Origin of the sequence: Epilithonimonas sp. (assembly GCF_032055105.1) — a bacterium.
Classification (GTDB): domain Bacteria; phylum Bacteroidota; class Bacteroidia; order Flavobacteriales; family Weeksellaceae; genus Epilithonimonas.
Genome location: NZ_DAMBRK010000001.1, coordinates 294,345 through 314,363 on the forward strand (window position 1 = coordinate 294,345; position 20,019 = coordinate 314,363).

Annotated in this window: 17 protein-coding genes; 12 read left to right on the top strand and 5 right to left on the bottom strand. The window is 33.9% G+C overall.

From position 1 onward, the window contains the following. Positions 1 to 36: 36 nt before the first annotated feature. The 6 genes from RTY06_RS01230 (at position 37) to RTY06_RS01255 (ending at position 4,741) form a co-directional block, all read left to right on the top strand. A complete protein-coding gene (locus RTY06_RS01230) occupies positions 37 to 1,002 on the top strand; it encodes a Gfo/Idh/MocA family oxidoreductase (RefSeq protein ID WP_312822208.1) in 966 nt (321 codons plus the stop codon). Positions 1,003 to 1,006: 4 nt separating this feature from the next. Then, positions 1,007 to 1,429 (top strand): hypothetical protein, encoded by a 423-nt coding sequence (locus RTY06_RS01235; protein ID WP_312822210.1) that lies wholly within the window; start codon positions 1,007 to 1,009, stop codon positions 1,427 to 1,429. Positions 1,430 to 1,535: 106 nt separating this feature from the next. Continuing rightward, positions 1,536 to 2,426, top strand: a complete 891-nt coding sequence (locus RTY06_RS01240) for a 3-hydroxybutyryl-CoA dehydrogenase (protein WP_312822212.1) — start codon at positions 1,536 to 1,538, stop codon at positions 2,424 to 2,426. A gap of 6 nt (positions 2,427 to 2,432) precedes the next feature. Continuing rightward, a complete protein-coding gene (locus tag RTY06_RS01245) occupies positions 2,433 to 3,005 on the top strand; it encodes a hypothetical protein (RefSeq protein ID WP_312822213.1) in 573 nt (190 codons plus the stop codon). An 82-nt stretch (positions 3,006 to 3,087) separates the two neighbouring features. Then, the gene (locus RTY06_RS01250) at positions 3,088 to 4,419 is read left to right on the top strand and encodes a hypothetical protein (protein ID WP_312822215.1); all 1,332 of its coding nucleotides are present in this window, start codon (positions 3,088 to 3,090) and stop codon (positions 4,417 to 4,419) included. Between the two features lie 79 nt (positions 4,420 to 4,498). Then, entirely contained in the window at positions 4,499 to 4,741 is a 243-nt protein-coding gene (locus RTY06_RS01255; protein WP_027384090.1) for a hypothetical protein, read from the top strand. Positions 4,742 to 4,795: 54 nt separating this feature from the next. On the opposite strand, the gene RTY06_RS01260 is transcribed toward RTY06_RS01255, so the two are convergent. Then, a complete protein-coding gene (locus RTY06_RS01260) occupies positions 4,796 to 5,197 on the bottom strand; it encodes an META domain-containing protein (RefSeq protein WP_312822216.1) in 402 nt (133 codons plus the stop codon). Positions 5,198 to 5,405: 208 nt separating this feature from the next. On the opposite strand from RTY06_RS01260, the gene RTY06_RS01265 reads away from it, so the two are divergent. After that, positions 5,406 to 5,852, top strand: coding sequence for a KTSC domain-containing protein (locus RTY06_RS01265; protein WP_312822217.1), 447 nt, complete (start codon positions 5,406 to 5,408; stop codon positions 5,850 to 5,852). A gap of 127 nt (positions 5,853 to 5,979) precedes the next feature. Here RTY06_RS01265 and RTY06_RS01270 read toward each other — a convergent pair whose 3' ends face one another. From RTY06_RS01270 to RTY06_RS01285, 4 genes are all read right to left on the bottom strand, one after another. Then, positions 5,980 to 9,168 carry an efflux RND transporter permease subunit gene (locus RTY06_RS01270; protein ID WP_312822219.1) on the bottom strand — a complete coding sequence of 1,063 codons (3,189 nt, stop codon included), beginning with the start codon at positions 9,166 to 9,168 and terminating at the stop codon, positions 5,980 to 5,982. Positions 9,169 to 9,174: 6 nt separating this feature from the next. Then, positions 9,175 to 10,236 (bottom strand): efflux RND transporter periplasmic adaptor subunit, encoded by a 1,062-nt coding sequence (locus RTY06_RS01275; RefSeq protein ID WP_312822221.1) that lies wholly within the window; start codon positions 10,234 to 10,236, stop codon positions 9,175 to 9,177. A 32-nt stretch (positions 10,237 to 10,268) separates the two neighbouring features. Beyond that, entirely contained in the window at positions 10,269 to 11,621 is a 1,353-nt protein-coding gene (locus tag RTY06_RS01280) for a TolC family protein (RefSeq protein WP_312822223.1), read from the bottom strand. A gap of 90 nt (positions 11,622 to 11,711) precedes the next feature. Continuing rightward, positions 11,712 to 12,305: a TetR/AcrR family transcriptional regulator gene (locus RTY06_RS01285; protein ID WP_312822225.1), complete on the bottom strand. Its 594-nt coding sequence runs from the start codon at positions 12,303 to 12,305 to the stop codon at positions 11,712 to 11,714. Positions 12,306 to 12,532: 227 nt separating this feature from the next. Here RTY06_RS01285 and RTY06_RS01290 point away from each other — a divergent pair, with 227 nt between their 5' ends. The 5 genes from RTY06_RS01290 (at position 12,533) to RTY06_RS01310 (ending at position 20,004) form a co-directional block, all read left to right on the top strand. Continuing rightward, a complete protein-coding gene (locus tag RTY06_RS01290) occupies positions 12,533 to 13,738 on the top strand; it encodes a methyltransferase domain-containing protein (protein ID WP_312822227.1) in 1,206 nt (401 codons plus the stop codon). Between the two features lie 304 nt (positions 13,739 to 14,042). Beyond that, on the top strand, positions 14,043 to 15,095 hold the full coding sequence (locus tag RTY06_RS01295; RefSeq protein ID WP_312822228.1) for an NAD(P)/FAD-dependent oxidoreductase: 1,053 nt from the start codon (positions 14,043 to 14,045) through the stop codon (positions 15,093 to 15,095). A 131-nt stretch (positions 15,096 to 15,226) separates the two neighbouring features. Then, a complete protein-coding gene (locus RTY06_RS01300; RefSeq protein WP_116032364.1) occupies positions 15,227 to 15,559 on the top strand; it encodes a 2Fe-2S iron-sulfur cluster-binding protein in 333 nt (110 codons plus the stop codon). Between the two features lie 118 nt (positions 15,560 to 15,677). After that, positions 15,678 to 16,217 carry a lipocalin family protein gene (locus RTY06_RS01305; RefSeq protein ID WP_312822229.1) on the top strand — a complete coding sequence of 180 codons (540 nt, stop codon included), beginning with the start codon at positions 15,678 to 15,680 and terminating at the stop codon, positions 16,215 to 16,217. A gap of 112 nt (positions 16,218 to 16,329) precedes the next feature. Next, entirely contained in the window at positions 16,330 to 20,004 is a 3,675-nt protein-coding gene (locus RTY06_RS01310) for a T9SS type B sorting domain-containing protein (protein WP_312822230.1), read from the top strand. The last annotated feature ends 15 nt before the right edge of the window (positions 20,005 to 20,019 follow it).

Below are 20,019 nucleotides of genomic sequence, written 5' to 3' on the forward strand. Positions count from 1 at the left end.
ATTGCATATGATCATAACAATAATCTAAATCAACATATGATAAAAGCAGGACTTGTAGGAGCGGGACATTTGGGGAAAATCCATTTGAGATTACTGAATCAATCTGAGAAATACGAACTCGTTGGTTTCCATGATAAAGATGCAGAAAATGGACGAAAACTAGCAGCAGAATTTGGATACAAATTTTTTGAAAGCTTCGAAGATTTGTTAGAAGCAATCGATATGCTGGATATTGTAACTCCCACTGTTTATCACTACGATTATGCAATGAAAGCGATTGAAAAAGGCATTCATTTTTTCATCGAAAAACCTGTGACGCAAACTCTGGAACAAGCGGAGGAAATTCTTTCGAGATGTAGAGAATTCGGAATCAAAGCTCAAGTGGGTCACGTTGAGAGATATAATCCAGCGTTCATTGGAGCGAAAGATTATATTAAAAATCCAATGTTTATCGAGATTCACAGATTAGCGGAATTCAATCCGAGAGGAACGGATGTTTCTGTGGTTTTGGATCTGATGATTCACGATCTGGATATTTTGTTGAGTCTAGTTAAATCCAAAGTAAAAGAAATCCACGCCAGCGGTGTTTCTGTTGTGAGCAAAACGCCGGACATTTGCAATGCGAGAATTGAGTTTGAAAATGGTTGTGTAGCGAACTTAACAACTTCCAGAATCTCGATGAAAGCGATGAGAAAATCTAGATTTTTCCAACAAGATGCTTACGTTTCTGTGGATTTCTTGGAGAAAAAAGCAGAAGTTATCCGCATGAAACCGGCACCAGAAAATCCGTCTGACTTTGATATGATTATCGAAAATGCGGAAGGCGAAAAAAACCAAATCCTTTTTGAATATCCGAACATCCAACCCAACAATGCTATTCTTGATGAACTAGAAAGTTTCGCCAACGCAATTGAATATGATGTTCCTGTCCAAGTTTCTTTGGAAGATGGGACTGAGGCGTTGAAAGTGGCACTGGAGATTGTGAGGTTGATTACAAAGTAATTGTTTGAAAAATTGCGTCCTAATATTTTTGCTTCTAATTCTTTTTTCTTGTCAAAAAGAGGATAAAAAAACTATTGAAGGCAAATGGATTTTTGTTTCAGAATATAATATTCCAAGTTATAGTATTGATGGATCAGAAGAGCCTCCTTTACCTCCACGAAAAGATTTAGGATTTGATTTTTATTCAAAAGATAGCTGCAAGGCAAACTATGAATTTTTTGATTTAAATACTTTAGATGTAAATTACTTTCAAAAATCGTTTGGAAGAAAAACTAAATTTAAAATTGATAATAATTCATTGAAAATTTTCAACAGGTCATTGAACAAATGGACAAATTATAAGATAATGAGGCTAGATGAAAATAATTTAGTTTTAAATTATAATGATATTCAAATAAAGAATTATGTTAGAAAATTAAGAAAATAAGGTTTTCTTTTTTTGACATATCTAATCATATCTGTTATTTTAAAACTTCAATCCAAGTTTAAAGAATTATGATATATTTACAATCAACAAAATTTAAAATATCAGAATGAAAAACATTGTTGTAATAGGCGCAGGAACTATGGGAAATGGAATTGCTCATACTTTTGCTCAAAGCGGATTCCAAGTAAGTTTGGTAGACGTGAAACAAGAAAATCTTGATAAAGCACTAAAAACCATCACAACTAATCTTGACAGAATCATTGCCAAAGGAAATCTTACAGAAGAAGAAAAATCAAGTACGCTTGCCAACATTACAACATTTACAGACTTAAAAGATGCTGCTCCAAATGCCAATCTTATCGTAGAAGCTGCGACAGAAAATCTGGAATTAAAGCTGAAAATATTTGCTCAAATTGATGAGTTAGCTCCTGAGAATTGTATTTTAGCAACCAATACCTCATCCATTTCTATCACACAAATTGCAGCAGCAACCAAACGTCCGGAAAAAGTTATTGGAATGCACTTTATGAATCCTGTTCCTATTATGAAATTGGTAGAAATCATCAAAGGTTACTCAACCTCAAAAGAGACTTTTGATGCTATTTTCGAGATGTCAAAAAATCTTGGAAAAGTTCCGGTTGAAGTGAACGACTATCCTGGATTTGTTGCCAACAGAATCCTGATGCCAATGATTAACGAAGCTATTGAAACTCTTTACAATGGCGTTGCAGGTGTAGAAGAAATTGATACAGTCATGAAACTAGGAATGGCACATCCAATGGGACCTTTGCAACTCGCAGATTTTATAGGTCTTGATGTTTGCCTAGCCATTCTAAACGTGATGTACGACGGTTTCAAAAACCCTAAATATGCACCAAATCCATTACTTGTGAATATGGTAATGGCTGGTAAAAAAGGCGTGAAATCCGGCGAAGGTTTCTACGATTATTCTGAAAATAAAAAGGCAGAAAAGGTTTCGAAAATGTTTTCAAAATAAACTAAGATGTTTTCAAAAAAACTTCTAATTTTCTTGATTTCACCTTCATTTTTCTTAGCTCAGGAAAAAATACTTTCTGCTGATTTTGATGGTGATCATATTAAGGATAAAGTATATCTGGATTCTAATAATGGAGCGGTTGTGTATCAACTTTCTTCTCAGAAATTCAAGAAAATATCGTCTAATCAATTTGAAGATTCTGGAGAGATTTTTTTTGATCAATCTAAAAATGGTTTCAAAGTAAAACTCAACCAGATGCGAGCTGGCTATGGATATCAGTTTCGTTATGAAAAAGAAACCGGAAAAATGCGATTGATTGGGATGGAACGCTATGAGTTTGGACCAGCCAATAATGATGGCAGCGGAGAATCCAGCGTTAATTTACTTACCAATACTTATATCGGAGAATGGAATTATTTTGACAACAAAAAAACAAAGTTGATTAAAATCCCAACCATCAAGAAGAAAATGGTTTTACCAAAAGCTTATTTCGACAATCTCGGGAATGCTTTCTCTACTTACATTGATAAAGACACAAGCTATTATCTCGCAGAGAAAAAAAGGCTTTATAAAGAATAAATTTGAAATTAGTAATTTCAGATTACGATTAATAACTTTGTCAGAATCAGGTTTGATTCTGACATTTTTATTTTTTAAAACTATGATTTCCTTAAAACTTAATTCAAAAAACGAGAAAATCCTTCAGTTACTCTTAATTATTATTACTTATGGGATGATTATTTTCAGATTTTTATCGAACGAAAAAGGCCGTGTAAGTCCAGATTCTATACGATATATGAGACAATCTGCGATATTCCCAATCATAGATAACACGACAGCTCCATTGGGTTATCCGCTTTTCATCAAGTTTTTTACCTTTTTTGGGATAGATGATTTCTGGAGTAGCAAAGTTGTGGGACTTTTGGCTTATACTTTTATTTTAATTTTTACTTACAAGAAGCAGTTTTTCTTCAAAGAACTAATGATTACGTCTGCATTGTTCAGTTTTGTGAGTATTTTTTCTTTTACAATGGCCGAAGCTTTGGCACTTCCTTTCGTCATATTATTACTCTTCACAGCTCATCAAATTATTGAAAACAAAATCAGTCCAAGACAGAGTATTTTTTATCTTACATTATTATTGATTCTTCTGATTAATATGCGTTACAGCGCATTATTTTTCTGCGTCGGATGCATTGTTTTTGGATTGATGAGCATAGGAAAACATTATTGGAAATCGTTTGTTATTTCAGGAGTTTTAGGAATTGGTTTTTATGGACTTTATAAAATAACATTCATCGATTATTTTAACAAAGATTACATCAATTCGTTTTTGGAAATTGGCTTAAAACCTACCTCTCAATTATTATTAGAATTACTCCAAGGGTTGGCAACAACTTTTAATCCCTTCATTCATATTGCAGACCCAAATGGTGGAATTATCAATTACGCAATTTATGGGATCGGTTTATTAACCATCATTCTAATGGTCTTTCTTTTTATTAAAATCAAACTTTCCGAGACCGAAAAATTCATTTTGATGGTTTCATTGGTCACCATTATTTTATCTTACTTTATTCAATATGTTTATTCTGTAAACCCTATTGATTATAGATTGCTAGCGCCATTTTCTATTGGAGTTTGGATGGTTTTCTTCAAAAAATTATTTTTAACATTAAGTGATACTACTTATGGTATTGCTTTTATGAGCTTAATGACAGGTTTTGTTTTTAGTTGGTTATCCAAAGGAGATTATCTTGAGAATAGAAAATCGATAACTCAATTTTTAAAAAATGAAAACATGATGGATGAAGAGCTCAAGTTCTTTGTAAAAGATCAAATGGATAATGACGGACAAACTGCTGAATTAATCAGCACAGTGAATCCTAAAATACAGATCACCTTCAAACCATCTGACACACTGAAAAATAATACATTAACGAGGTATAAAGTAGAAAAGAAAATCAATATCAAAAAAAACAATTATCAATAATAGTTTTCGGGAATTTTTCTATCTTTGAACCATAGAGTGATAGTCACAAATACTCTGATTTATTTTAAAATTTTATATTATGAAATTACCTAAGTTTTTATTAGCCGACAATTCTGATTTTCCAGAAGATCTTTTTGTAGTACACACAGAGTACCCACGTTTCATCCTTAACGTAGAAGAAGAGGATGTAGAATGGTTGGATGACTTGGAAGGAGATGATGAAGAAACTGTAGCTAACGAGGCTACGAAAGTTGTAGAAGAAGCCTTCAAATGGTGTGATGAAGAACTTGCTAAGTACGACGACGAGGAAGACGAAGAATAATAAAAAAGGAACTCAAAATTGAGTTCCTTTTTTTTTGGGTTTATTTTTAAATTATTATTGTTTGTTAAACTTCAACAATAGTAGATTGTCTTTGTAAAGTTCCAATGTTGTTTCTGTAACAACGTACTTGTTCACTTCTGGCAAAACGCTGAGATAGCTAGTTTCTGCGGTCATATTGTTACACATTTTTCTTGTAGAACCAATATTTTTTGTAGAAAAATTACCTGCAGATGTATCTATTGTAACTTCGGAAAAATAGTTGTTGCAACCTGCATTTCCAGAAATTTTGTTCTGCTCAATCAATAATGTTGGTTTGTTGGCAACATCATCTGCTAAAACCCATTGCGTTCCCGTAACCGAAGCCTGATGTTTTCCAATTTTGGATGTATTTCCTAATCTGCTTGTACAAGAAGCAACTGTGAGAGCCACTATGGTTGTTAAAAAAAGCTTTTTCATTTTTTTTAATAATTACTTTTTCAAAGATAAGATTTTATTCCTTAACATAATATTCATACAGATTAGACTTAAAAAAGTAATTATAAAGAGTTAATACTAATTTTGCATTAATGAAAAACAAAATTCATCAATTAATAAATTAATAATGAACAACTTAGCATTTTTAATTTTTAATAACTTACTTTTGCGCCCGATAAAGAATTAGATTATGAAAAAAATAGGAGAATTCCGCAAGCTTCTTGGTATTGATAAAACTGCAACTTTGAAGGATTTGAAAACCATTTATAGAAATACAATGAAGGACACGCATCCTGATAAATTTGTAAATAACGAAGCCGGAAAACTGGAAGCCGAAGAAAAAAGCAAATCTGTAATAGAAGCTTATCATTTTCTAGTAAGCATCCACGAGGAAACTCAGGAAAAATATAAAGAAGAATATACAGAAACTATTACCAATTCTATTATTCAGGATTTTTATCTGGAGAAATCGATTTTGACTGTTCAACATTTGAATGGACAAATGTTCGAATATATTGGTGTTCCAAGAAATACATACATCAAAATGGTAAATTCTGATTCACCAAGTCGTTTTGCAAGAAGACACATCTATGGCAATTTTGTCTATAGAAAGTCTGGCGAAGCAATGGCGGATTAATTTTTCTAGTTTAAAATATATTGAGACTCTTAGATTTTTCTGAGAGTCTTTTTTTATTATTTAAAGAAAACAAAAAAAGCGCACCAAATAATTGATGCGCTTCTCGGTTAACTTAATTAATTATATATTAATCTACGTGTTTCGGAGTGTATCCGTCTTCACTTAGTTCTCTATGGTCATAATCAGCTTTCATTTCAGCATCATAATCTACAGTTTCGTGTTTACCCATTCTTCTCAAAATTGAATCAAATAAAGAGTAAACTACTGGTACAATAATCAAAGTCAGGAATAATGATGATGTCAATCCACCGATGATTACCCAAGCCAATCCGTTGTTCATCTCAGCTCCCGCTCCTTTTGCAATCGCAATCGGGATCATACCGAAAATCATCGCAATCGTTGTCATCAAAATCGGACGAAGACGTGCGTGGTTGGCCTGAATCAAAGCGTCGTGCGTATTAGCACCTGCTGCTTTTCTCATATTCGCAAAGTCGACAATCATAATTGCGTTTTTCGCTACCAAACCAATCAACATAATCATACCGAGCATTGTAAAGATATTCAATGAATTTCCTGTAATTGCCAGAATTACCATTACTCCAATCAATGCCAACGGAATCGAGAACAATACCACAAACGGATAAACAAACGAGTCATACAAGGAAACCATTACCAAATAAACTAATACAATAGCCGCCAATAAAGCAATTCCCAAAGTACCGAAACCTTCCGTCTGGTTTTCCATATCTCCACTCCAGATGTAAGTTACACCTGCAGGTTTTGTTTTTTCGTTATCCATAAACTGAGCTGCCCATTCGTTCGCAACGTCCCCAACTGGGCGACCTACAACTTTAGATTTTACTTTTACAGAAGGTGCTTTATCTCTACGCTCAAGCAAGCTCGGTCCAGAACCCATTTTCACATCTGCAAATTGACTTAGTCGGATTTGTTCTCCTTTCGGATTGGTGAACATCAAGTTTCTTACGTCATCAATAGATTGTCTGTTAGCATCACCAAATCTAATGTTAATATCATATTCATATTCTCCGGCTCTGAATTTCCCGTCTGTGTTTCCACTAAATGCAGTCTGCATCGTTTGTCCTACACTAGAAAGATTCAATCCTAAAGAAGACATTTTATCTCTGTCGATATTCACCTGAACTTCTGGATTTCCAGAGTCAGTTGACAATTCCGCATCTACGGAACCAGGCACTTTTTTAAGTAATTCAAGGATTCTGTTTGCTTCTTTGTTTGCAGTTTCGTTATCCTGAGCTGTTACAACCATTTCGATTGGCGCGTTATCCGCTCCCATTAATCCGATTGGTGCTGTTTTAAATTCAACTCCGGTGAATTTCTCTTCTAAAGCTCTCTTGATTTTTGCCGATTTAATGTCTGTACTTTCGTTACGTTCAGATTTATCAACTAAAATTACCTGAATCTCTGATTGATACAAAGTTGCCTGAGCTCCACCAAAACCTGATGATTGCTGACCAACTGTTGTAATCATATCAACTACATCTTTGTCTTCTCTCAGATATTTTTCAACCGCTAATGTTACTTGGTTTGTTTTTTCTACAGAAGCATCTTTTGGCAATTCCATCTGAACAAGGAACTGTCCTCTGTCCATTTTCGGGAAGAATTCCCCTCCAATGAATCCAAATGCTACCAACATAAAGGAAGAAATTAATATAATAAATGTTATAATAACAGTCATTATTCTTCTTAATGTTGTTTTCAAACACCACTCTAAGATTCCACTAATCCAGTGTGTGAATTTCTCCAATTGTTTTTCGAACCAAAGGATGAATTTTTCAAAAGGATTTTTTCCTGTCAAATGCACCAACTTACCAAATCTTGATGATAACCAAGGAATAATGGTAAATGAAGCCAACAATGATAACATCGTCGCAATAACTACGGTCACACAGAACTGCGCCAAGATATCAGAAACCAAACCTGAGCTCATCGCAATCGGTAAGAATACCACCACGATTACCAAGGTAATTGCTGTTACGGTAAATCCAATCTCCGAAGCTCCATCATACGCTGCACGGATTCTGCTTTTTCCCATCTCCATATGACGGTAAACGTTCTCCAAAACTACAATCGCATCATCCACGAGAATACCTACAACGAGTGAAAGTCCCAATAAACTCATTAAGTTTAAGGTATATCCCATCAGATACATTCCGATTACTGTTGCAATCAAAGACATCGGGATAGAAACCATTACAATGAATGCATTTCTGATGTTATGAAGGAACAATAACATTACCACAGCCACTAAAATAATCGCTAAGAACAAATCAAAGATTACGTGGTCTGCCGCTTCCAAAGTAAAGTCCGTTGTATCATCTACGATATTGACTTTAACACCTTGAGTTTTATAATTGTCCTGAACCTGAGCAATTGTCTTCTGAACCAATTCCGAAACCGCTACTGCATTGGCATCGGATTGTTTTTTAATCTGCATCAAGATTGTAGACTTCTGATTGTATCTTGCTACTTTCTCAACATCTTTCTGAGTATCGAAAACCGTTGCTATATCAGATAATCTAACCTGAGCACCATCTTTGTTAGAAACTACAAGATTGTTCATTTCTGCAACATCTTTATATTTTCCGGAAAGTCTGATGGTAGAACGAGAAGTTCTGGTTTTCAAAGCTCCCGTTGGGAAATCTAAGTTCGAAGAAAGAATCGCTTGTTGTACATCTGCAATCGCAAGACCATAACCTTGCATCTTCTTTTCGTCTAAACTTACTTGGATCTCTCTTTCCTGTCCACCAACAAGATCAACCTGAGCAACACCGTTGACACGGGAAAAGATAGGTTCAATTTTTTTATCTAGAAGGTCATAAAGATCCTTGTTATTCAACTTATCACTAGAGATACTCAATGTCATAATCGGTAGATCATCCAAAGAGAATTTCTGTAACGATGGTGGATCTGCATCATCCGGAAGATCTGCTAAAATAGCATTTACCTTTCTTTGTGCATCATTCAAGGCATAGTTTACATCGGCACCAGTATTCAGCTGAACCATAATTACCGATAAACTCTCGTAAGACGAAGATTCTACTTTCTTCACGTTTTCCAAAGAACCAACTGCATCTTCGATTTTTCTGGTTACCGAAGTTTCCACCTCATTCGGCGAAGCACCTGGATAAACCGTAGAAATCGTCACCATATTGGTTTCAAACTTCGGAATCAATTCGTACCCCATCATAGAGTAACTCAATAAACCACCCAATGTCAGAATCGTAAATAATACGATAACGAGCGATGGTCTTTTAATGGATATTTCTGCTAACTTCATCTTCTCTTACTTTACGATATTGATTTTTGAACCGTTGTCTAGGTTGATTTGTCCACTGGTAATTACTTGCTCACCACCATTAAGTCCGCTTAGGATTTGAACTTTATCACCGTAAACTTTTCCGGTTTGAACTTTAATTAATTTTGCAGTTCCGTTGCTCACAACAAATAATTGTCCTGAACTAACGCCGTTTACGAAAGCTTCCGCAGGAACAGTTAGCATATTTTGAGTTTCAGCACCGTGATTGGTTTTGAAAACTGCAGTTGCGTACATACCTGCTTTCAAGTTTCCTTTGTTTGGAACTTCGATTTCTACTGGGAAATTCAAAGAAGCATCACTTTTTGGCGCAATGAAAGTAATTCTACCAGAGAAAGATTCTTCCGGTAAAACATTAACATTAATCTTAACTTCCTGTCCTAACTGAATTCTTCCAACTTGACTTTCATCCACCAAAACAGACAATTTCAAAGTATTGATATTAACAATTTCGAACAAAGCTGTTCCCGGTGCAACCACCATTCCTGGCTCCACCATTTTTTTGTTGATTGTTCCGCTGATACCTGCTCTTACACTTGTGTCATTTACTCTCACACTTTGAGCTCTTACAGCAGTTTGTGCATTTTTCAATTGAAGTCTAGAGTTGTCCAATTGTTGTTTTGTAACACCGCCTGTTTTGAAAGCATTTTCGTAACGCTGGTTATCAATAATTGCATTTTGCAAAGTATTTTGAGCCTGAGTTACATCCACCTCAATAGCATCTCTTTTAATCGTTGCCAAAACCTGTCCTGCTCCTACTCTAGAACCCTCTCTTACTAAAACATTCACAATACGTCCGGAAATTTCTGAAGATTGCTGCGTCTCTTGTTTTGGAATAAATGTTCCGTTTGCAGAATAATCTGTATCGATATTTTCACGAGAAGCGGTAATCACGTTAACATTAATTTTGTCAACCTGCTTTGCTACTTCTTTTACTTCAGTTTCCTGTTTTTTCTTGTTATCAGTAATTTTCCAAGCAGCCAAACCAATTAGAACAGCCGCAACGATGATATATATTAAAGTTTTTTTCATTTGATATAATTTATTTTTTGTCAATTGAGATATTATGGATTTTGTAAAGTATTAAGTTCACCTTTCGCTTTTATCAACTTGATTTCAGCTTGTTTGTAATCTAATAATGCTGTGGTATAATTCTGTTTGGCATCTGTAAGTGCATTTTCAGAATCAAGAACTTCTGTTAAAGTTGCCAATCCATATTGATAATTAGCTTGTGTATCTTTTTGTACTTTTTCAGCCAAAGACACATTATTCTTCATACTTTCTATATTGATAATAGAATTTTCAATATTAGCAATCGAATTTTTGTAATCTAAACTCAAGCTCAACTGTGTACTTTGAATATCCTGTTCAAGATCTAAAATATCAATTTCTGCCTGCTGAATCTTTGATTTGGTAGCGCCACCAGTAAAAATCGGAATATTGATATTCAAACCAACCGCTGAATAGTCACTCCAAAGAACGCCATTATTCAATCCATTTGTTAAAGGAAATTTCTTACCCATTCCTGCCCATCCATAGTTTGCAGTCAATCCAACCGTTGGATAGAGATAAGCTTCTGTAGCTTTTAGATTATACTGAAGAAGTTCTTTGTTTTTATTAAGGACTTTAATTTCTGTACGATCATCCAAATTCACATTACCAGCAATCAATTCTGGTCTTGGTTCGATAGATTTTTCTTCCAACTCGATAGGTTTATCAATCGGAATACCCATATAAAACTTCAAAGAATTTTTAGAGAGTTCAACAGCATTCACCAATTGCTGTCTGCTTGCACTGATATTAGTTAATTGTACATTGGTTCTATCCAGATCAATTCCTTTTGCCAAACCGTTATCTACTAAGCTTTTGATAACATCTCTAACTTTTTCTGTGTTAGCATAACTTACATTCAAAGTTTTAAGATTCTCTTCCTGAACAAAAACCTGATAATAAGCAGTTGCTACATTTTCAATAATCTGCTCATTGGAAAGTTGTGCATTGAGAACATAAAACTCTCTTGTAGATTTTGCAGCTTTAAGACCTGTAAAAACTCTTTGATCAAAAATAGCTTGGTTCAATGTTACCACAGCCTGAGAGGACCAAGGTTGACCCAATTGTGCTCTAATTCTTTCACCTCCAAATTCCAAAAGTGATTCTTGGATGATTGGATTATATGTCAAGCCTGCAGTAGCACTTATCTGTGGCAAAGCACCAGCTCTCGCTTCGGCAATTTTATATTCAGCTTTTTTAACTTGTAAATCAGCTTTTTTGGCTTCAGCTTTATTTTGCAAAGCCTGTTTAATTGCTTCTTGCAAAGAAACCTGCTGCTGCGCAAATGCAGAAGAAGAGCCGAAAATCATAAATGCTGCAGCTATCCCAAACTTGAGGCGGTTTGCAGTTTTAAGTTTTCTATTCATAATTTATTACTTCGTTTATTTTTAATTTTTCTTTTATAACTCTTTACTCCTAAAGGACGATTCATTTTTTAAAATACTTTAGGATTTTTTTTAATTTTTGAAAAGGATATTGAGAATAATATCTTTTCTATCAGAAATTAACCTATCAAATTCTTTATCATCAATCATCATATTTTCCATAAAAAGAGGCCTTACAGCACTCGGAAAAACAAGCAGAGAAATCATATTGAAAATAAACTGAATTGGTTCCATCTTCTCAATATTCCCTTTATCCATTTCAACTTGGATATCTTTAAGAATCTGCTCTTTATGTTTTTCATCAATATCTTTTCTGTGAAAACAGCCATTATTGATTTGAGAAACAATATAAGTTTCGAGGTAAGGATATTGAAGGCTCGTTTGTAAGCTATTCTCAATAAAATGAGTAATCTTTTCTTTAAATGGCAAATCAGATTCCTGAATAATATCCGATTTTTCTTTTTCTACTCTCTGAGCTTCATCAAAAACAATCTGAATAAGATTATCTCTAGATCGAAAATAATAATTGATTAATGTTCTATTGACACCTGCCTCGTCTGCAATCTCCTGCGTTGTAGCGCCAAATCTCCCTTGAACGAAGAAAAGATTCTTAGTCGTTTCCTTTATTAACTCTTGTGTTTGATCTTTTTTTTCTTGTTTTGACATTTTTGTTAAACAATTTTGTGCAAATTTATATGAATTTTATTTTTTGACAAAATTGTTAAACAAAAAAATTAAACAGATTTGAAAATTTAAAATAAAATTAACATTATAGATTTTAATAACACTTTTCCTAAGACAAGAAATTCCTGAATGATAGTCCTAGATATTATATATTTCGCAGGCGTTTTAATTTTTAGTAAATTTGCAAACTTGATATTTCAATAATTCTTATGGAACTAATTCACCGCAATCTTTTAATTGGGATTCACGATTCTCTTCAGGAAACTTTTTTTGAAGACAGAAAATATGCAGACAAAGTCATAGAAAGACTTTTAAAATCTCATAAAAAATGGGGAAGCGAAGACCGAAAAGTGGTTTCCGAGATCTTTTACAACATCATTCGATGGAAAAAACGCCTCGAATATTATATGGGTGAAGGCGTAAAACCTACGAATGTTTACAAAATGATTCTTGCTTACTTACTTTGGAGCAAAACACATTATAAAAAATTCGAAGAATTTGACGGAATCAAAGTGGCAGACATCCTTACCAAGTTAAAAAAGGGAACAGTTCCTACAAAAGCAATAGAATACTCTATCCCAGATTGGTTAGCAGAAACGCTTGAAAAAGAACTAGGAAAAAACTGGGAAAGAGAAATGTTAGCACTTAACGAGCAAGCACCAACAGTTTTACGTACCAACTCTCTTAAAACTACACCAAGAGAATTAATCGCTGATTTGAATGACGAAAATGTAGAAGCTTTCACAATCAAGAATTATCCAGATGCTGTTCAGTTAGCTGAAAAGAAAAATGTTTTCTTGACCTCAGCTTTCAAAGATGGGTTGTTTGAAGTGCAAGATGCAAGTTCTCAAAAAATTGGGCAATTGCTAGATGTAAAAGAAGGTATGCGTGTTGTGGATGCTTGTGCAGGCGCAGGTGGAAAAACATTACATTTGGCAGCTTTGATGAAAAACAAAGGTCAAATCATTGCGCTAGACATCTATGAATGGAAATTAGCTGAACTAAAAAGACGTGCAAAAAGAGCAGGCGCACACAATATAGAAACAAGAACTATTACCGATAACAAAGTCATCAAAAGATTGCACGAGAAAGCAGATAGATTACTAATAGATGCTCCTTGTTCTGGTCTTGGTGTTTTGAAAAGAAACCCAGACTCCAAATGGAAAATAGACCAAGCGTTCATTGATAGAATCAAAGGAGAGCAACAGCAGATTCTGCAAGATTATTCAAAGATTTTGAAAAAAGGTGGACAAATGATCTATGCAACTTGTTCTATTCTACCATCAGAAAATAACGAACAGGTAAAAACTTTCTTAAGCAATAATCCAGATTTTACTTTGATTAAAGATGAGAAAATAATGCCTAGCGAAGGATACGACGGATTCTATATGGCGTTAATAAAACGAAATGGATAGAAAAAAATAATCCTTGAGGAAAATGAATATCCTCAAGGATTAAAAAAACACAAATGATGAAAGCACAAATCTAAAACTTATTTTTATAAGACACATCATTATTTGTATTTTTAAAAAAAAATTATATTTTTTTAACATAATAAAAGAGATTCAATTGAGTCTCTTTTTTTGTTAGACATATATTATAAAACGCTTTAATAATACTTCTTTATAAATTTAATGATATATCTAATCAATATCATATTTTAGACTCATTCTAAAGTCAGATTTAATGATTAAATTTGTATTTCCAAAATTCTTATAAATGTTTGAAACAGATATCATTATAATAGGTGCTGGTCCAACAGGACTTTTCACCGTTTTTGAAGCCGGATTATTGAAATTAAGATGTCACTTGATTGACGCACTTCCTCAACCTGGCGGACAATTAACAGAACTCTATCCAAAGAAACCAATCTTCGACATTCCCGGATTTCCAAGTGTAGACGCTGGTGTTTTGGTAGACAATCTGATGGAACAGATCAAACAATTTGAACCTCAATTCTCATTAGCTCAAAAAGCAGTGAGTTATGAAAAAAACGAAGAGGGAGATTTCATCGTTACGACAAGCCGTGGTGTAAAAGTTAAAGGAAAAGCGATTGCAATTGCCGGTGGTTTGGGAAGTTTTGACCCAAGAAAACCGGAGTTGGAAAACATTGATAAATTTGAAGAAAATGGTGTAGAATATTTCGTGAGAGAGCCAGAAATGTTCCGCGACAAGAAGATTGTGATTGCCGGAGGTGGAGATTCTGCGCTAGATTGGTCCGTTTTCTTGGCAGATGTTGCTTCTGATGTAACGCTTATCCATAGAAGAAATGAGTTCCGTGGTGCATTAGATTCAGTAGAAAAAGTAACTGAACTTAAACGTCAAGGAAAAATCAACCTGATTACACCTGCTGAAGTTACAGGACTAATTGGTGATGATAAATTAACTGCAATCGAAATTGAAAAAGATGGTGAAAAATCAATCTTGGAAACAGATTACCTTATTCCATTATTTGGATTGACTCCTAAGTTAGGTCCATTGTCAGATTGGGGATTGGAAATCGAAAAAAATGCGATCAAAGTAAACAACGCATTAGATTACCAAACCAATGTTGATGGAATCTACGCCATTGGTGATATTAATACTTATCCTGGAAAATTAAAATTGATTCTTTGTGGTTTCCACGAAGCTACATTGATGGTTCAAAGTGTTTACAACAGATTGAATCCAGGTAAGAAATTCGTTTTGAAATATACAACAGTAAGTGGTGTTGACGGTTTCGATGGAACTAGAAAAGAAGCTGAAAAAGCGGTTGTAAAATCTATTGATTAGAATTTTTCACTTCATACATAAATTAAAAGAGGGTTTTCGTAATCCTCTTTTTTTATACTTTAGTTTGAAACTATCAATCAAAATCTAACATCCGACATCTTTTTCTAAAATCTATCTCTTATCTTTGCAAAATGTCAGACGTTAATATTACAATCATAGATAGAGAAGGCGTTTCTCACACAATTCCTGCACCAACAGATATGGCAATGAGCATAATGGAAGTTGTCCGTGCCTACGAATTGGCAGAAGAAGGAACCATCGGAATCTGCGGAGGAATGGCCATGTGCGCTTCTTGCCAATGTTATGTGCTAAGTGAAAATGTCCCACTTCCGGAGATGTTGCCAGATGAAGAGGCTATGCTGGCAGAAGCTTTTAATGTGAAGCCTAACAGTAGATTAGGTTGTCAAATTCCTGTAACACCAGAATTGGAAGGACTTGTTATAGAATTAGCTCCGGAATATTAGAAGTTATATAATTAAATAAGAGAGAGAGAGAGAAAAAGCTGTTGTTTTTTTTCTCTCTTTCATTTAATAGACTTTTTATTGGAATCATTTTTGAATTGAGTTTTAAATAAATATAATTATGAAAAAATCTTTTCTAAAAATAGCAATTCCAGTTTCTGTTGGAATTTTGGGAATCTTAATTTTTAAATCCTGTTCTGTTGGTATTCCTGAAAACGCAACAGCTATTCAGGATTTTGATTCCGAGCAATATTTGGGAAAATGGTACGAGATTGCAAGATTTGATTTTAAGTTTGAGAAAAATCTAAATCAAGTCACAGCAACTTATTCCAAAAATCCTGATGGAACAATCAAAGTTGATAACAAAGGCTATGATTATATCAAAAAAGAATGGAAACAAAGCATTGGTGAAGCAAAATTTGTAAACTCCGAAAATGAAGCAAGATTGAAAGTTTCTTTCTTCAAACCCTTTTGGTCAGGTTATAATGTGATAGATTTAGTAGATTACAAATACGCTTTGATTGCCGGAAAAAATCTGGATTATCTATGGATTCTGTCTCGAGAGAAAACACTTCCCGACAATATCAAAACTAGATTTCTAGAGAAAGCAAAATCAATTGGCTATAATATTACTGAATTGGTTTGGGTGGAACAGAAATAAAAAGAAAAAACCATTAATCATCAATGTAAACTAAACAATTCATCCAAATTATCATTATTACAAATATCACAATCAGCATGATTAAATTAGTTTAACAATTAAAGTTTCAAGAATGAAACAGTTATTATTATTATTGATTACATTGATTATAACTCAATTTTCGTATTCACAAAGCTGTTCCAACATTACTGCAACTGATATTTTTGGCAACACCTCTGTACAGTTGAGTTGTGGAACCGGTGGATGCGTAGAGCTAACAACCAATGTTCCGAAGACTTATCTTACGACTTCTTACCAAGTCGCAAGCTCAACTTATACCCCCGTTATCCCGTTTGATCAAGGCACTCCATTAAATGCTAAAACTGATGATACTTTTTCAGACATCATTCCTCTACCTTTCAATTTTTATTTTTATGGTTCCAAATATAATAAGATAGTCATAAGCACCAACGGCTTTATTACTTTTGATACCACACAAGCAGGCCTATCTAGTAATCCCAATATCTTAGCCAGCAATCCTAGTTCATTATTACCTCAAAATTCAATTTTTGGGATTCTGCAGGATTTGATTTTTTCAGAAACTACTGATTCTGAAATTTATTACGCAGTTACGGGAAGCTATCCATGCAGAAAGTTTGTCATTAATTTTTACAAAGCCAGACTTACAGGTTGTGCAGAAACCTCTACTTTCCAAATTGTCTTATCCGAGTTTTCTAATGAAATTGATGTCATAGTAGAAAACAAGCCCCTTCCTTGTACAACAGCACGTTTCAAAGAATCTTTGATTGGAGTCATGAACGCATCAGGAGACGAAGGATTATCACCGACAGGAAGAAACAGAGGAATTTGGGAATCCGGTAATGAGAGTTGGAAATTCAGCCCAAATGGCTCTCAGATACAGCCAAGCATTGTTTGGAAAAATTCTGCTAATCAAGTTGTTGGTTCTACTGCCAATATTAATGTTTGTCCTTCAAAAACAGATATTTATACTGTAACTCTTGACTATTCCAACTTTAAGTTAAGTGATGATATAGATATTATTTATGATCAAAATGGAAATACCACAGTTATAAATTCCCCAGTTAATTTCAGCTATACCCTTTGTGATAATAATGCAGATAACACAGAAGCCTTTGATTGGAATACATTAGTTAAACCACTCATAACAACAGATCCTACGATGAATGTAAGATTTTATCAATCTTTAACTGCGGCAGAATCAGGAGGCGGTAGCGGAATAGCTAATATTAATGGTGGATCCTACACCGTTTATGCAAGAGTAACAAATCCTAATGGATGCTATTCTATAGGAATTGTTAATATGAACATTACTTTTTTGGACAAAATAAAAGCTACAGATATCAAAAAACTCTATTGTTTCGATGGTAAAGAAGATGTTACGATTGATCTCAGCACTATATATCCAGAAATGTTAACAACACCTATTTCCGAAATTACTGATGTTACGTTTTATACCAATGAGAATGATGCTACAGTACCAAATACAACAGAATCTATACCAGCAATTCAAACTATTACCGATGATGCTGATCTCATTACTTATGTTTATTATGTACGTTTTGAAAATGCTGACGGTTGTTACACCGTTAAGAAAATAACCATAGAACTTCGTAATCCTATTGCTAATCAAGATCAAAATATTTGTGACTTTAAAAATGACGGCGTAGAAAATATTCTTCTAAGCAATTTAAACAATTTAATAGGAAGTGGACAACCAGTCATTGTTAGCTATTTCCAAAATACTTTGGATGCTAATAATAACGATAATAGTATTACAAGATATCAACTTACAAATACCAATTCACCGGCGATCATTTTCGTACGCTTGGACATGAAAGCTGATAATGGAGATTGCTACAGAGTATATCCAATTACCCTTAAACTCATCGCAAGTCCTATTCTAACAAAAGAATCTATAACAGTAAACTTAGGACAAATTTGTGATAATAATAATGATGATGTAGAAAATTATGACCTTACACAACATGAAAAAGAAATTTACTCGGGAGCAGAATCATTGCGCTTTAATTACTATTTAAGTTATAATGCTTCAAACAACACATTTGGGAACATCATCTCCAATCCAAAAGAATTTTCTATCTCAAAAAATACCGAAGTGTATATCAGTGTATCAAAAGGCGCTTGTCTTGCTGTTGCGAAAATTACAATCAATTTTGATTTTCTACCAACAGTAGTTATAAAACCTGGTATCATTTCAAAATGTGACAAAGGTTATGATTATGGAGAAACATACGACCTAAATGATGCCAAAGCTGATATGTTTATAACATCCCAGAACACGGATTTGCTTGCAGATATGGATATATCATATTATGAAAATCAAGAGGATGCTAATCTAGGCACTTCTACAATTAGCAATTTTCAAACAACAAACTATAACACAGTTACGTTCTGGGCAAGATTCCAATCGAAAAATACCCATTGCTACTCGGTTGCACCTATTGTTTTGAAAACTTATTTCCCTCCCAAAGCCATTCCTTCCAGCATCCGAGTTTGTGATAGTAATTTGGATGGAACTCCTGAAGTCAATTTATTATTAAAAGATTACACAGACCGGATGGTGAGTGAGCCAGATCCAGAAAATCATTTTATGTTCTACTTGACTCAGGCAGATGTATTGAGTAATAATCCGATTATAGATCCTGAAAATTTTTCTCCAAATCCTTTTCCAAAAAGAATTTGGGTACTAGTAGAAAACCTTTCTGGTTGTTATACCTTACCATCCACAATTGATTTTATTGTAGATCCACCTGTACCTGTACTGAAAGATACTTTTACACTCGAACAATGTGATGAAGCGAATGATGGAAAAGAAATTCTGAATCTAAATCAATTCGAAAATCAAATCTACAACAGTAAGACTGCAAATTTTTCTTATTATCCAACTTTGGCAGATTTAAACAATAATGTCAACGAGATTGTTTCGCCTACTTCCTATCAATATGACAACACTGTTCATCCTCCAGTAATTTTTGTAAAAGTAGAAGAAGCAAGTTATTGTCCTGCATTGGTAAAGATTAATATAACTTTAAAAAACACACCTATTTTTGAATTACCAGCCTACTATTTCTGTCCTGGTGTTGGTATAAGAATAGAACCAGATTTATCGTATCTACTTCCAAAATCTTACACTTGGAAAAACCCTGCAGGAGAAATCATTTCAAAAGACAGTTATATCGATAACATCAAAACAGAAGGTAAGTACTCTCTCACCATCACTATAGATAATGGATGCGAATATACTGAGTACTTTGACATCATCGCTTATGAAGTTCCTGTGATTACTCAATTATTAGGTACCGGAGCCAATTCTTATCAGATAATCGCGAATGGAAGCAAGAAAATTCTTTACTCAATGGATGGCATCAATTGGCAAGCTTCTAATATCTTTGAGAATATACCACCTGGTCCTGTTACATTTTATGTAAGATTCGAAGATTCTAAATGTTTGGGCATCCCTAAAAAAGGCTTATCTGTGAAGATAAATAATGTAATAACACCTAATAATGATGGCTATAATGACCTATGGAGTTTCCATAATCTTGATGTATTTCAAGATCAACCTTCCAATCTTAAAATCTATGACAGAAATGGGATATTGATTCACGAACAATCTAGTACCACTAGATTTATTTGGAATGGACAATATAATGGAAGAGTTTTACCTACATCTAGCTATTGGTATATTATGACATTTCCAGATAAAGTGCTAAGCGGATGGATTCTTCTAAAAAATCGAAACTAATTTCTGAAATTAAAT